Source organism: Archangium sp. Cb G35, from assembly GCF_001896145.1.
Taxonomy (GTDB): domain Bacteria; phylum Myxococcota; class Myxococcia; order Myxococcales; family Myxococcaceae; genus Archangium; species Archangium violaceum.
In genome coordinates this window covers 240708-254827 of the sequence record NZ_MPOI01000013.1, presented here as the reverse complement: position 1 = coordinate 254827, position 14120 = coordinate 240708, and the positions used below count along the sequence as shown (strand labels likewise).

The 14120-nt window shown below is 68.7% G+C and carries 13 protein-coding genes and 1 pseudogene; 5 read left to right on the top strand and 9 right to left on the bottom strand.

Annotated features, from left to right (window positions below; all coding sequences use genetic code 11):
- Nucleotides 1-24: 24 nt before the first annotated feature.
- The 4 genes from BO221_RS35780 (at nt 25) to BO221_RS35765 (ending at nt 4141) form a co-directional block, all read left to right on the top strand.
- Nucleotides 25-558, top strand: a complete 534-nt coding sequence (locus BO221_RS35780) for a metal-dependent hydrolase (protein ID WP_073565345.1) — start codon at nt 25-27, stop codon at nt 556-558.
- A gap of 4 nt (nt 559-562) precedes the next feature.
- Nucleotides 563-1111: an RNA 2',3'-cyclic phosphodiesterase gene (thpR, locus tag BO221_RS35775; RefSeq protein ID WP_073565344.1), complete on the top strand. Its 549-nt coding sequence runs from the start codon at nt 563-565 to the stop codon at nt 1109-1111.
- Nucleotides 1112-1181: 70 nt separating this feature from the next.
- Entirely contained in the window at nt 1182-1802 is a 621-nt protein-coding gene (locus BO221_RS35770) for a YiiX/YebB-like N1pC/P60 family cysteine hydrolase (protein ID WP_073565343.1), read from the top strand.
- 29 nt (nt 1803-1831) lie between these two features.
- Nucleotides 1832-4141 (top strand): MopE-related protein, encoded by a 2310-nt coding sequence (locus tag BO221_RS35765; RefSeq protein ID WP_083681855.1) that lies wholly within the window; start codon nt 1832-1834, stop codon nt 4139-4141.
- Nucleotides 4142-4151: 10 nt separating this feature from the next.
- Here the strand turns inward: BO221_RS35765 and BO221_RS35760 are convergent, their stop codons facing one another.
- From BO221_RS35760 to BO221_RS57700, 4 genes and pseudogenes are all read right to left on the bottom strand, one after another.
- Complete coding sequence (locus BO221_RS35760; protein ID WP_073565342.1) at nt 4152-4919, bottom strand: methyltransferase domain-containing protein; 768 nt, start codon at nt 4917-4919, stop codon at nt 4152-4154.
- A 112-nt stretch (nt 4920-5031) separates the two neighbouring features.
- On the bottom strand, nt 5032-5775 hold the full coding sequence (locus tag BO221_RS35755) for a hypothetical protein (protein ID WP_073565341.1): 744 nt from the start codon (nt 5773-5775) through the stop codon (nt 5032-5034).
- A gap of 124 nt (nt 5776-5899) precedes the next feature.
- A complete protein-coding gene (locus BO221_RS56610) occupies nt 5900-6349 on the bottom strand; it encodes a hypothetical protein (RefSeq protein ID WP_233166400.1) in 450 nt (149 codons plus the stop codon).
- A gap of 534 nt (nt 6350-6883) precedes the next feature.
- Nucleotides 6884-7069 (bottom strand): annotated as a pseudogene (locus BO221_RS57700) (PQQ-binding-like beta-propeller repeat protein); the annotation flags it as partial.
- 1106 nt (nt 7070-8175) lie between these two features.
- On the opposite strand from BO221_RS57700, the gene BO221_RS35745 reads away from it, so the two are divergent.
- Complete coding sequence (locus tag BO221_RS35745; RefSeq protein ID WP_073565339.1) at nt 8176-9171, top strand: hypothetical protein; 996 nt, start codon at nt 8176-8178, stop codon at nt 9169-9171.
- Nucleotides 9172-9220: 49 nt separating this feature from the next.
- On the opposite strand, the gene BO221_RS35740 is transcribed toward BO221_RS35745, so the two are convergent.
- From BO221_RS35740 to BO221_RS35720, 5 genes are read right to left on the bottom strand one after another with little or no spacing between them, the layout of a single operon-like run.
- Nucleotides 9221-9976, bottom strand: a complete 756-nt coding sequence (locus BO221_RS35740; protein ID WP_073565338.1) for an ABC transporter ATP-binding protein — start codon at nt 9974-9976, stop codon at nt 9221-9223.
- On the bottom strand, nt 9973-10824 hold the full coding sequence (locus tag BO221_RS35735; RefSeq protein ID WP_369865926.1) for an ABC transporter ATP-binding protein: 852 nt from the start codon (nt 10822-10824) through the stop codon (nt 9973-9975). The genes BO221_RS35740 and BO221_RS35735 overlap by 4 nt, the downstream gene beginning before the upstream one ends.
- Nucleotides 10824-11888, bottom strand: a complete 1065-nt coding sequence (locus BO221_RS35730) for a branched-chain amino acid ABC transporter permease (protein WP_073565336.1) — start codon at nt 11886-11888, stop codon at nt 10824-10826. The genes BO221_RS35735 and BO221_RS35730 overlap by 1 nt, the downstream gene beginning before the upstream one ends.
- 8 nt (nt 11889-11896) lie before the next feature.
- On the bottom strand, nt 11897-12826 hold the full coding sequence (locus tag BO221_RS35725) for a branched-chain amino acid ABC transporter permease (RefSeq protein WP_043412982.1): 930 nt from the start codon (nt 12824-12826) through the stop codon (nt 11897-11899).
- Nucleotides 12827-14032 carry an ABC transporter substrate-binding protein gene (locus tag BO221_RS35720; protein ID WP_073565335.1) on the bottom strand — a complete coding sequence of 402 codons (1206 nt, stop codon included), beginning with the start codon at nt 14030-14032 and terminating at the stop codon, nt 12827-12829.
- Nucleotides 14033-14120 lie beyond the last annotated feature (88 nt).

Here is a 14120-nt window from a genome sequence, read left to right as displayed (position 1 = left end):
TGTTGGACTATCCTCGGAGCTCCAATGGCAAGCTTCGGTCACGTCGCGGTGGGAATGGCGCTCGGACGCCTGGGGGTGGGGCAGGCGTCCCCGAGGCGCGTGGGCCTGGCCATGCTGGGGATGTCCGCACTGGCCATGCTGCCGGACGCGGACGTCATCGCCTTCGTGCTGAGGATTCCCTATGCGGCGACGTGGGGGCACCGGGGGGCCTCGCACTCGGTCCTGCTCGCGGCGGCGGTGGCGGGGGTAGTGGCGGCCGGGACGCGGCTGGCGCGGGGACCGGCCCTGAAGACGGGGCTGCTGACCCTCGCCGCCCTGGGCAGCCACGGCCTGCTGGACGCGATGACCACGGGTGGCCTCGGCGCGGCGCTCCTCTGGCCACTGGACGACACCCGCTACTTCTTCCCGCTGCGTCCCATTCCCGTGGCCCCCATCGGCGCGGGCATGCTCTCCCGGCGCGGCCTGTACGTCGTCCTCGTGGAGCTGCTCCTCTTCCTGCCCTTCTGGGCCTATGCCCTCTGGCCTCGCCGCCGCGCCGTCCGGCCAGTGGAGGGATGACGCCATGCGCCTCTTCGTCGCCGTCACCCTGGGACCCGGCATCGAGTCCCAGGTCTCGGCCGCCCTCCCGCGCCTCAAGGCCCTGGCGCCACACGCGCGCTGGGTGCCCGCGGCCAACCTGCACCTCACGCTGAGCTTCCTCGGAGAGGTGGAGGCCGAGCGGGTGCCGGCCGTGAGCGACGTCCTCACCCGCGTGGGCCCGGCACACGCCCCGCTGGTGTTGCGCATCGAGGGCGGAGGCGGCTTCGGCTCGCCGGCCCACCCGCGTGTCCTCTGGGCCGGCGTGAGCGGGGATACCCAGGCCCTGGGGGCACTGCAGGCGGACGTGGCGGAGGGGTTGAAGCCGCTGGGCTTCGAGCCCGAGCACCGCGAGTACGCCGCGCACCTCACACTGGCGCGGGCGAAGATGCCCCGGGGAGACCGGCAGCTGGCCGAGTGCGTGCGCGTGCTCCAGGACGAGAAGTGGGGCGAGGCACGGGTGGACCGGCTCCTCCTCTTCGAGAGCCTGGGTGGCAGATACCACCCCCGCGCCGAAGTCCCCCTGGGCCGCTAATCCCCTGGCATCCACCGTGCAGTGAAACCCGGCGAGGCGCGGTGGACGCGCCCGAAAGGACCGGGTTTCCATGCGTTGGCTGAAGCTCTCGCTGCTGTCGCTGTCACTCCTGGCCCACACCGCGGCTGGCGCGCCACGCCCCCTGGAGGGCGAGCTGCGGACGGGGGACCTCGTCTTCCACACCTCGCGCTCGCAGCAATCCGCGGCCATCCAGGCGGCGACGGACAGCCCCCTGTCTCACGTGGGACTGGTGGAGGTCACCCCTGGGGGCGTGTACGTGGTGGAGGCGGTGCAGCCGGTGAAGCGGGTGCCCTTCGCCAAGTGGAAGGCGCGGGGGGTGGGCGGCCGTCTCCTGGTGCTGCGGCCCGAGCAGCTCCCCGAGTCCCAGCGCGAGGCGGCCGTGAAGGAGGCCAAGCGGCACCTGGGCAAGCCCTATGACTGGCGCTTCGAGTGGAATGATCGGGCCATGTACTGCTCGGAGCTGGCGCGCAAGGCGTACTCGGCCGCCGCGGGCGTGGACTACGGGAAGATGGAGCGCCTGGGCACACTCGATGTGAAGAGGCTGGGGCCGGCGCTCCAGCAACGCTACGGCGGGAAGGTGCCCCTGGAGCTGGAGCTCATCACCCCCGCGAGCCTCGCCGCGGACGAGCGCCTCACGGTGGTGCATAACGACTTCCCCAAAGTCCGCTGAATGCCCAAAAGGAGGCATAATGGGGAGCCATGTCCCCGCGTCTCGTGCTCCTCATTGGCCTCCTGGCCCTTCTTGGCACCGGCTGCCGCAACAATGAGGGGGCGGTGAAACTCACCGTCTCGTACTCGGGCTTCAAACCCACGTGCATCCGGGTGGGGGTGAGGGACGCACAAGGCGCGGGCGAGCCGCGCACCACGCAGCTGCCGGGCAAGGGCGAACCGCGGAGCGGCTCGGTGACGGTGGCCGCCTTCCGCGAGTCCGGCTGGGGCACCACCCTGATCGTGACGGCCGAGGCCTTCGAGGAGAAGGAGTGCTCGGGCACCCCGGTGACCATCAAGGCCGAGGAAGTGACCGTCACCCCGGGCGAGGTGACCGCGAAGGAGCTGCGGCTGGAGGCCACCGACGCGGACGGGGACGGGTACGTGTCCATGGCCACCGGCGGCACCGACTGCGACGACAGCAGCCAGGAGCGGAACCCGGGCGCACAGGAGCTCTGCAACGACCGGGACGACAATTGCGACGGCAGGAAGGACGAGCCCTTCGACGTGGGCCAGCTGTGCGAAGCGCCCAACACATGCAAGGGCGTCTGGACGTGCAATCCCCAGGGCGCGCGCGCCTGCGTGGAGCAGCCGGGCCAGTGGCGCAAGGACGCGGACAACGACGGCCAGGGGGAAAAGAATGGCACGGGCCTCACCAGTTGCAGCCAGCCGCTCGGCTACGTGGCCAATGACTACGACTGCGACGACACCAATCCCCAGCGCTACTCGGGCGCGCCCGAGCTGTGCAACGCGGTGGACGACAACTGCGACGGCGTGCCGGATGATGGGCTGCAGCTGAACGCCGACTGCACGGGCGAGGGCAGCTGCATGGGCAAGCGCGTCTGCGGCACGGATGGCGGCGTCATCTGCAACAACCCCAAGCCCACCACGCTGTACGCCGACAACGACTCGGACACGTACGGCGCGGCGGACGCGGGCGTGATGAACTGCGGGCCCACCCGCGCCGGCTACGTCGCCAACGACAGGGACTGCGACGACACGCGGGCCCAGGTGAACCCCGCCGCGCGGGAGCTCTGCGACACGCTGGACAACAACTGCGACGGCACCCAGAACGAGGGCTACTCCGTGGGCACCGCGTGCAGTCCGGGCTCCAACTGCCCGGGCGCGACGGCGTGCGCCGCGGATGGCGGCACCCGGTGCGTCTTCACCACCGATCCTTCCAACTACTACCTGGACGAGGACCTCGACAGTCACGGCAAGCCGGACGCGGGGGTGCTGACGTGCACGCCGGACGCGGGGTACGTCCCCCTGGGTGACGACTGCGACGATGGCAACCCCTTCACCTACGCGAATGCCCCCGAGCTGTGCGACCAGGTGGACAACAACTGCGAGGGCACGGCGGACGAGGGCGGCGTGTGCCCCGCGGGCGGTGGCGATTGGGTGAGCCAGTCGACGACGACCTCGGAGAACTGGCGCTCGGTGACGCTGTGGGGCGATGGGGGCGTGTGGGTGGCGGGAGGCGGCAACGCCCTGCGCTCCCGGCCGCCCGGCGAGACGGCGTTCCGCAACTTCGACGGACACTGCGCGGGTGACTGGTACGGCATCTCGGTGGACCCCGTCTTCAAATACGCCGTGCTCGTGGGTCAGGGTACCGCCGTCGCCTACCATGGCCCCACCGACGCGTCTTGCATCCCCGCCCCCGCCGCCACGGACAACAACGCCCGGGGTGTCACCATCTTCTCCCTGGCCGATGGGAGCACCGAGGCGCATATCGCCGGCATCTCCGTGGCCAATAGCGATTACGGGCGGGTGGTCTCCAGAACGCTCGGCGGAGATCGCTACAACCTCACCACCATCGGTCCGCTCATGGACGTCCATGGCCTCTCGCGCGACGCGCTGTTCGCCATAGGGGGATATGTGCCCGGCCAGGGCGCTACCCCTCGCGTCTATCGCTTCCAACCGGCGGACAACGACTGGAAGACCGAGAACGTCCAGGGCATCCCCAGCGTGGTGAACGACCAGCTCCGGGGCGTCTGGGTAGTGAACTCCAGGCTCGCCTACGCCGTGGGAAACAAAGGCTCCGTGCTCATGTGGAACGGCAGCACCTGGAGCAAACACTCGTCGCCTTCGGGGGATGACCTGCTGTCCGTGGTCGCCTTCGGGAAGAGCTCCATCTACGTCTCCACGGGTAACGGCAAGGTCTTCCGGTACAACGGGAGCACGTGGAGCGCGATGCCGGCGACGGGGGGTGGAGGCGCCCTCAATGACATCGCCGCCTCACGCCCGGACGACATCTGGGTGGTGGGCAGCGGGGGGCGCATCCTGCACTGGCCGCAGTGAGCGCGGCGCCTCAGGAGGGGCGTACGGCCACGACGAAGCGCCGGTGGAACAGGAAGGGCGTGCCGTGCGCGGCCGCCGGGTAGTCCTGGCGCAGCAGGGGCCGGAGGGCGTCGAGGAAGGCCTGGTCCTCGCCAGGGCCGAGCGCCGCGAGCACCGGCCGCAGCGTGGTGCCGAGCAGCCACTGAAGCACGGCGTCCTCGCCGGGGAGCACGTGGAGGTACGCCGTCTCCCAGGCATCCACGGCGAGGCCGAGCCCAGCGAGGTGGGCCTCGTAGAAGGCGAGTGACTCCGCGTGCCCGCGGCGCACGGAGGCGAGCGCGGGGGCGAAGCGGGAGAGCGCGCGCACCTCGTCGATGCGCCGATGCGAGGGCTCCTCGAAGTTGGCGGGCACCTGGAAGGCGAGCACACCGCCTGGAGCGAGCAGCCCCACCAGCCGCGAGAGCAGGGCGCCATGGCCGGGCAGCCAGTGCAGGGCGGCATTGGAGACGAGCACGTCGAGCGGCGAATCCGTCCGCCAGTGCGCGAGGTCGGCGAGCTCGAAGCGGACGTGCGCGGGAGCGGGGCGGCGAAGGGCCTCGGAGATCATCGGCTCGGACGAGTCGACGCCAGAGACGTGGGCACCGGGCCAGCGCTCGGCGAGGGTGAGGGTGAGGTCCCCCGTGCCACAACCGAGGTCGGCGACGAGCCGGGGAGCGGAGGCGGGCACCCGGGCGAGCAGCTCGAAGAAGGGGCGCTTGCGCGCGTCACGGAAGTGCTCGTACTGCTGGGGATCCCACATGGCGTTGCCTCCGCGGGTCCAGCTGAAGCGGGTGGCCCGGGGGAGGAGGGACTCACGCCGGGCGGCCAGGACACGCGAGCACCGAAGCGTCGCGTGTCCCGGACGGGAGGGACTACTTGCGCGGCGTGGCGGTGCCGGCGTCGGTGGGAGGCGTGGTGCCCGCGTCGGTGGCGGGGGTGCCCGCGTCGGTGGCGGGAGTGCCGCCGTCGGTGGCGGTGGCGGAGGTGGCCGGGGTGATGGCGGGCGGCGGGTTCACCAGCTCGAGCGAGGTGAGGAAGGCATCGGCCTGGGGAGCGCCGATGCTCGGGTTGAAGAGGACGAGCAGGGTGTAGAGGCGGGGCCCGACGAGGAAGTTGCGGGCGCGCACCTCACCGTTGTCGGAGGAGACGGTGAAGGACTTGCCGGGGTAGCCCTGGAGGGTGATGTCCTCCTCGGCCTTGATGGTGCCCTTGAGCTGGTTGACGAGACCGGTCTTGCCCTCGTTGAGGAAGGCGGCGGAGGGGTTGGCGGCGACGATCTTCTCGGGATAGTCGGCGGTGCTGATGGAGTAGAGGACGCCGCTGGGGTCGGAGATGGTCCAGGCGGCCGTGTTCACCTTGCCACCGGGGATGGCGACCTCGCCGCGCTGGGGCTGGGGCTCACCGGGGAACATGACGTTGAAGCCCTCGGGAGCGGAGAGCTTCTGGAGCTGCGTGGCGGGCCGGGCCTCCTCGGCGGGAGGGGTGGTGCTCCCCTCGTTGGGGACCTCTTCGACGGTGGAGGAGGCGCCAGTGGTGGAGGAGCCCTGGGTGGCGCAAGCGGCGCCGAGCAGGGAAACGGTGACGAGGGCGGCGAACAGTCGGGACAGCGATGACATATGAGCGAGTCCTGAAGGTTGGGGGTTGAAGACGAATGGCGGCGGACCCTACGACGAGTCCATCGCCGGTGCTACGGGGGAGTATTCGCAGTGACGGCTTTCACGAGGAACAATCCGTCACCGCTCAAGGGCACGACGTGATGGGAGTGGCCGGGTTGCCGGTGTTGCGCGAGTCGTGCTGGTACTTGGGCCACGGGGCCGAGGTGTCCAGGCCCCGGCTGTCCACGACGAAGGCGTACAGCTTGCCCCCGGCGGGGACGTAGAGGACGCCATGAGTGCCCGCCACCAATGAGCCCGAGGCATCACGCGGGCAATCGAGCGTGGGCGAAGCCTCCACCGCGCCCAGACTCGGAGTGAGCGTCCATCTCGGAGTCAGGGTATCGGCGATCCATGCCCTGACGGTGCCGTTGGTCGTAGCGGTGTAGACGTTGCCATTCGCCCCGACGACTGGAGTGGCGCGAATGGCCGGGTTGCTCGAAACAGGCTGCAACGAAGCAGTGGTCAAGTTGAACCGATTGAAGTTGGTGCTTCCGGTTGGCTCCGAGCCAAAGAAGACGTTGTCCGGAGTTTCCAACGCGCTCCCCACCGCCAAGCTGAAGACCCGCGAAGACCAAGATGCACCTGCTGGGTACAGGCGCGTTACATCCGCAGCACCGGCCTGCGGGAGCTTGAACAGCCCACCAGCGACAAAGTCAGTAGCAGCCGCCCCACCGATAACGTCAGATCCAACTAGCACCAAGCTGCGCGTCACGGCAGGGGGGTTCACCGGCCAGTTACTGCGAGGGACGCTAACACCGAAAACATAACTCGTAATCTTGGGGGCACCCGATGCGGCACCAGCGAAGAAAATATTGTCGTTCCGCATTACAACTGGAGTTCCTGCGGTAAGCACAGGAATCGGCTCCCCACTGCCAGGACTCTCAATCAACGGGCAAGGCACAGAAGTTCCAGGCCTGATGCCAACGACGATGGCACTGCTATTAGAGTTATAGACACTGACCGCAGTCTCCGCCTGGGCCGTGCCGGTCGTGCCCAGTGCCAATGCACCTTCAAAGGCACCATTTGATGGAGTGCATGTCTGCCGCGTTCCGCCGTCCTCGCTTTGAAGGGCATACAGCGTTCCATTGCTGGTACTGTTAGCCCCCACGTACACCAACTCAGTGCCCCCATCAGAAGCCCCCACCACGGGACCGCCAACAACCGCACCAACCTGCGACTCCCAGAGCTGAGTTCCTTCTGGAGATAGGGCGAACACCTTTCCGTTAGTGTTTGCATTCGTACCGAAGTAGACCATTCCCCGAGCGCCGATAGCCGGAGGAGCTTTGATGGCAAACGTTCCGCCAGCGCTAGCATCAAACGTCCACTTCCAACGCGTGACATTGATGTTTTCGGAGCCACTGCCCGAATTGCCGACCGTATCCCTGCCCTGCACAGCAGCAGTCATCGTGCCGCGGAATGCATCAAAGGGGGGCTCCCACAGATTCAACTGAGCCACGCCGCAGAAGCCCGCGTCACAAGCCCCGCTCAAGGCGGTAACCGCAACCGCGGGCATGGTTCCACCATCCGTGCCCGTCAATGCGACTGTCACGGTGCTGGGGTCCAGGCGCGGCTCGTTCGTCCGAATCTCCACCGGCACGACCTGATCGCGGCGCCACGCGTTCGCCAGAGACGGATCCCCGTAAGTCGTCCCTCCAGCAGCCACGCCCGCATCCGACGGAGGCACGAACACCACGAAGGCCGGCCCCGTCGTGTCCGCCGTCAAACTCACCGTGGCACTCGGGCCTCCATCCTGCGGGTGCGCCGCCGTCAGCCGGAACTCCCCCTCCCCCGCCGGTGTCCACTGCGTGCTGTAGACGCCCTCACTCCGCGTCACCGTGGTCAGCACGCCACCCGCTCCACCATCGCTCGCCACCACACGGAAGTTCAGCGTCTCGGGGAAGTTGCCGACGAACCCCGAGCTCACGACCAACTCCGCCGTCACCGGCACCGGGCCCGCCCCCACCACCCCTCCGTCCCCTGGCGTCACCACCAGCCCCGTGTACCGGGGGACACAAACGTTCGATAGCGTGCACGCTTCATACGGCGCACACGCCGGCTCGCACGAGCCACCTTCCGCGCTCGCCGAGTAACACAGCTTCCGTTCCGGATCGCACGTTCCACCGTTCGGACAATCAGCGTCCGTCTCGCACACGCGAAGCGGTGCGGTGCATCCAGCGAGTGCTCCCACCAGCAGCACCGTTCCGAGGACCTTGCGAAGCATCACGCTCATCTCCCCAAACCCATTTGACGGCCCACCTCTGGTGGATAGCATGGTGCCCCTACTCGCGGAAGTTGCGCTCCCTGGCCATCTCCACTCGATGACCATTCCGCGAACGACCTGTCCCTTCTCGGGGGTCCTCCGTGAAACATCTCCCCACCCCGCGGCCCCTCCTCCTCACGCTCGGCCTCCTGCTCGCTCCCGCCGCCTCGGCCCAGACGGACTCCGTCGCCCTGCACCCGTGCGCCATCGTCGGCGAGAAGGACAAGAACAAGGTCCAGGACCTCCAGGCCACCTGCGCCACGGAGATCGCCCGCGGCGACATCCAGCTCGTTCCCTCCGACCAGGTCCGCGCCTTCCTCGACAAGGAGCCCAGGAAATCCTGCGCTCCCACCAAGAAGCCCGCCGAGTGCCTCGGCAGGCTCGCCACCGCCACCCAGGCCAGCCGCGCCGTCCTCATCACGCTCAATCCCGGCCAGCTCACCCGCGTCTCCGGCCTCGTGGTGAACGCCCAGGGCGAGGTGGTCGATCAGAAGAGCATCCAGATCCGCAGCCGGGGTCAGCCCCAGTCCGAGCTCGTCCGCACCGCCATCACCCGCCTGCGGGAGCAACTCAACCTCGTCCCCCTCAAGGTCACGCCCCTCGTCGAGCAGCCGCCTCCCCCGCCGCTCGTGGCGGCCACGCCAACGCCCGCCCAGGAGCCCACCCCAAGCACGAAACCGTCCGAGGCTCCAGCCGTGTCCGCCCCGCCGCCGGCCGTCGGCGTGAGCAAACAGGTCTCGAGCGATGGGCGCACCTGGAAGACGCCCCTGGCCTATACGTCCGGAGGCGCGGGCATCGTGGCGCTCGGGCTCGCGGGGTTCTTCGTAGTCAGCGGCAACAACGCGATGATCGAGTCCAACAAGCCCTACGCCGACAACCGCTACCCGCCCCAGTCCGAGCTGGCGAACATCAGCCAGTTGCGTCAGCAGGCCACCACCCAGCGCATCCTCGCGGGCGTGAGTGCTGGCGTGGGGGCCGCGCTCGTCGGCACCGGTGTCTATCTCTGGCTCAGCGATCGGAAGGCTCCGCCCGCTCCGGGTGTCGCCGCCTTCTCGGTGGGCCCCGGTGGGGTGAGCGTCCTCGGCGTCCTGCCCTGACGCGGAAGACCCTCACCCCAGCCCTCTCCCAGAGGGAGAGGGAGGGCGGCTACTCGCCCAGGTAGGCCTTGCGGATCTCCGGGCTCTCCAGCAGCGCCTTGCCCGGACCCGCCATCACCACCTCGCCCGTCTCCAGCACGTAGCCGTAGTGGGCGAAGTTCAACGCCAGGTGCGCGTTCTGCTCCACCAGCAGGATGCTCACACCCGAGGCGTTCACATCCCTCAGGTTGCGGAAGATCGTCTCCGTCACCTGCGGCGCCAGCCCCAGCGAGGGCTCGTCCAGCAGCAGCAGCTTGGGCCGGCTCAGCAGCGCGCGGGCAATCGCCAGCATCTGCTGCTCGCCTCCCGAGAGCGTCCCCGCGAACTGCTTGCGCCGCTCCTTCAGCTTCGGGAAGAGCGCGTAGCTCTTCTCCATGTCCGCCGCGATGCCGTCCGCGTCGCTGCGCAGGTACGCGCCCAGCTCCAGGTTCTCCAGCACCGTCAGGTTCGGGAAGATGCCCCGGCCCTCGGGCGCGTGCGCCATGCCGCGCGGCACCAGCGTGTGCGCCTTGGCGCCCGTGGTGTCCTCGCCCCCGAAGGAGATGCGCCCGCCCACCGGCTTGAGCATCCCGCTCACCGCCCTCAGCGTGCTCGTCTTCCCCGCGCCGTTGGCGCCGATGAGCGCCACCACCTCGCCCTTGCCCACCTTCAGCGTCACGCCCTTGAGCGCCTGGATGGCCCCATAGGACACCTTCACCCCGTCCACCGCCAGCAGCGGCGCGAACTCCTGGCGCGCGCCCAGCACCTTCACCTGTGCCTCGCTCACGCCGCGCCTCCGTGCGACTCCAGGTAGCTGTCTCCCAGGTACGCCTCGATGACCTTCCGGTCGCTGCGCACCTCTGCCGGCGCACCCCGGGCGATCGTCTCGCCGTGGTCCAGCACCGTGATCTTCTCGCAGATGCCCATCACGAGCTTCATGTCGTGCTCGATGACGAGAATCCCCAGGTCGAACTCGTCCCGGAGCTTGCGGATGAGCACCATCAGGTCCGCCTTCTCGCGGGTGTTCATACCCGCCGCCGGCTCGTCCAGCAGCAGCACCTTGGGCCGGGTGCCCAGCGCGCGAGCAATCTCCAACCGCCGCTGCTCACCGTACGGCAGGTTGCGCGCCTCCTCGTCGCGGCGGTGCGACAGCCCCATCACCTCCAGCAGGTGCTCGGCCTGCCGCGTGAGCTCGCGCTCCTCGGCCAGGAAGCCCGGCGTCAGCATCAGCGCCCGCCACCAGTCGCGGTAGTTGAGCAGCGCCCCGCGGAACTTCGCGCCCGGACCCACGCCCTCCGCGTGCAGCGCGGCCTGGCCCCGGCACGCCACCTTCACGTTGTCCAACGCCGTCAGCGCCCGGAACAGGCGGATGTTCTGGAAGGTGCGCGCCAGTCCCAGGTGGTTGATTTGATGCGGCAGCCGCCCGTTCACGCGCAACCCGGATACGCGCACCTCGCCCTGGGTGGGCTGGTACACGCCCGTCAGCACGTTGAACGCGGTCGTCTTGCCCGCGCCGTTGGGGCCGATGAGGCCTTGCAGGTCTCCCTTGTGGATGGCGAGGTTGAAGTCCGAGAGCGCCTTGAGGCCTCCGAACTGGATGCTCACCCCCACGGCTTCGAGCAGCGGGCCGCTCATCACATCCCCTTCCGGCGGCGAGGAATCCATCGCGGAATCACTTCCCACAGCTCCTTCGTGCCGAACAAACCCTGCGGGCGCGACAGCATCAGCACCACCAGCAGCAGGCCGTACACGGGCATGCGGATCTGATCCACCTGCTGCGCCAGGTTGCTCTCGGAGCCGAAGGCGGCGAAGGCCGAGCGCAGCGCCTCGGGCAGCAGCGTGAGGAACACCGCCGCCACGATGGCGCCCGTGGTCGAGCCCAGCCCGCCCAGCACCACCATGACGACGATCTCCATCGACTTCACGAAGGTGAAGGAGCCCGGGTTGATGATGGGCACGAAGTGGGCGAACAGCCCGCCGGCGATGCCCGCGAAGAAGGAGGAGATGACGAAGGCGCGCACCTTGTAGCCCGTGGTGTTCACGCCCATGGCCTCGGCGGCCACCTCGTCCTCGCGGATGGCCCAGAGGCTGCGGCCGTGGCTGGAACCCGCGATGCGCCGCGACACCAGCACCACCAGGAACACCCAGAAGCCCACCATGGCCACCGTGGACGTCTGGGGGATGCCACTCAGGCCCAGCGCCCGTCCGAAGGCCTCGGTGTTCGTCACCACCACGCGGATGATCTCCCCGAAGCCCAGCGTCACGATGGCCAGGTAGTCACCCCGGAGACGCAGGCTGGGCAGGCCCACCAGGAAGCCGGCCAGCGCCGCGGAGATGCCGCCCGCCAGCAGCGCCACCACGAGGAACACCTGGTCACTCACCGCCACCGGCAGGAAGGAGATGGCCACGTCCTTGAGCGCCAGTGACGTGACACCGGCCAGGTAGGCCCCCACCGCCATGAAGCCCGCGTGGCCGATGGAGAACTGGCCCGTCATCCCATTCACGATGTTGAGGCTCACCGCGAGGATGATGTTCACCGCCATGATGGACAGCAGGTAGCTGGCGAACGGCGAGTCGCTCAGCATCCACTCCAGCACCAGCAGCACCGGCAGGGCCACCAGCACGGGGAGGATGCCCCGGAGCGAGGCGGGAACCCCCGAGGAGCTCCCGGACCCAGAGACAGCGGAAGCGGTTTGCATGGGCGGCGTCAGACCTTCTCCGCCGCGACCCGGCCGAAGAGACCGCCGGGCCGGACGAGCAGCACGAGGATGAGGAAGCCGAAGGCCACCGCGTCACGCCAGGTGCTCGCCGCGTAGCCCACCACGAACTCTTCCACCAGGCCCAGCAGCAGCCCGCCCACCATGGCGCCCGGCACGTTGCCGATGCCCCCGATGACCGCCGCCACGAAGGCCTTCAGGCCCACGTACAGCCCCATCAGCGGGCTCACCGACGTGTCCTTGATGGCGTACAGCAGGCCGGCGCCCGCCGCCAGCGCGCTGCCGATCATGAACGTCACCGAGATGACCCGGTCCGTGGGGATGCCCATCAGCGCCGCCACGCGGTGGTCGAACGACACCGCCCGCATCGCCCGCCCGAAGCGCGTGCCGTAGACGAGGTACTGCAGGCCCGCCATCAGCGCCACCGCCAGCACCAGGGAGATGACCTGCCAGTTCCACACCACCACGTCCGGGAACTCGGGGTCGCCCAGGGTGAACCACTGCGAGGGCTGGATGATCTGCGGGAAGGCGCGCGGCGCCGAGCCCGGCAGGAAGCCGATGTCGAGCTGGAAGCCGTACGACAGCGTGAACGAAATGCCGATGGCGGTGATGAGCGCGGTGAGCCGCGGCTTCTCCCGTAGCGGCCGGTAGGCGAAGCGCTCGATCAGGAAGCCCATGAGCGCGCAGCCGCCCATGGCCACCAGGAAGATGAGCAACACGCCCCAGGCGGAACTCTGCGCCTGACGCCCCAGCCCGAAGGCCGTGGCGTAGCCCATGTACACGCCGACCATCATCACGTCGCCGTGGGCGAAGTTGATGAGCTTGAGAACGCCATACACCATCGTGTACCCGAGCGCGACGAGCGCGTAGATGGTACCCGCGGAGATGCCGTTGATGAGGTGCTGGATGAACTCGGACATTTACGGATTGATGGTGGTGACGAACTTCGTCGTGCCGTTTTCGATCTGAAGGATCGCCGCCGACTTCACCGCGTTCCGGTCCTGGTCCAGGGTGATGTTGCCCGCCACACCCGGGAAGTCCTTCGTCTGGGCGATGGCATCACGCACCGCCGGGCCGCTCATGTCCTTGGCCCGCTCGAGCGCCGCGATGGCCACCTTGGCCGCGTCGTAACCGAGCGCCGCCAGCGCGTCCGGCACGCCGCCGTACGCCGCCTTGTAGTCCGAGATGAACTTCTGCACCTTCGCATCCGGGTTGGACGGCGAGTAGTGGTTGGAGAAGTAGCTGCCGTCCAGCGAGTTCCCGGCCAGCTCGAAGAGCTTCTCGGAGTCCCACCCGTCACCGCCCATCAGCGGCACCGACACACCCATCTCGCGCGCCTGGCGGGCGACGATGCCCACGTCGTTGTAGTAACCCGGCACGTAGATGGCCTGCGGCTTCTCCTTCTTGATGGCGGTGAGCTGCGCGCGGAAGTTCGTGTCACCCTGCGAGTAGCTCTGCGTGGTGACGATCGCCCCGCCCATCTCCTTGAACTTCGCCGTGAACACGTCCGTGAGGCCGATGGAGTAGGCGCTCTTGTTGTCCTGGAGGATGGCCACCCGGTCCGCCTTCAGGTTCTCGCGGGCGAACTTCGCCATCACGAAGCCCTGGAAGGGATCGATGAAGCACACGCGGAAGATGTACTCGCCCTTCTGCGTCACGGAGGGATTGGTGGAGGACGGGGTAATCATGGGCACCCCGGCCGCCTGGGCCTTCTCGGCCATGGCCAGCGAGTTGGACGAGGCCACCTCGCCGAGGATGAGCACCACCTTGTCCTGGGTGATGAGGCGGGTGACGGCCTGGGCGGCCTCCTCGGGCTTGCCCTGGTCGTCATAGACGATCACCCGGAGCTTCTTGCCCTTCACCCCACCGGCCTCGTTGGCCTCCTTGATGGCCAGGTCCACGCCATTACGGGTGGAGACCCCGAAGGTGGCCTGGGCGCCGGTGAGGCTGCCCACCTCGCCGAGCACGATGGTGTCCGAGGCCGCGGGAGTGCCACCGCCGGCCGCCGGCTGGGCCGCCTGTCCGCCCGGCGCTCCCTGGCCAGAGGGAGCGGGCTGGGTCTTCTTCTCGCAGGCGCCCGCGAACAGCGCGAACGCGGCGAGCATCATCGGGGCGAAACGGCGCATGAGGGGCATCTCCTGGGTCGGGCCACGGAAAAGCCCCGGTTTTCTATGGGGATGCGAAAGAGGGGTCAAGCTCGCAACACCTCGCCAG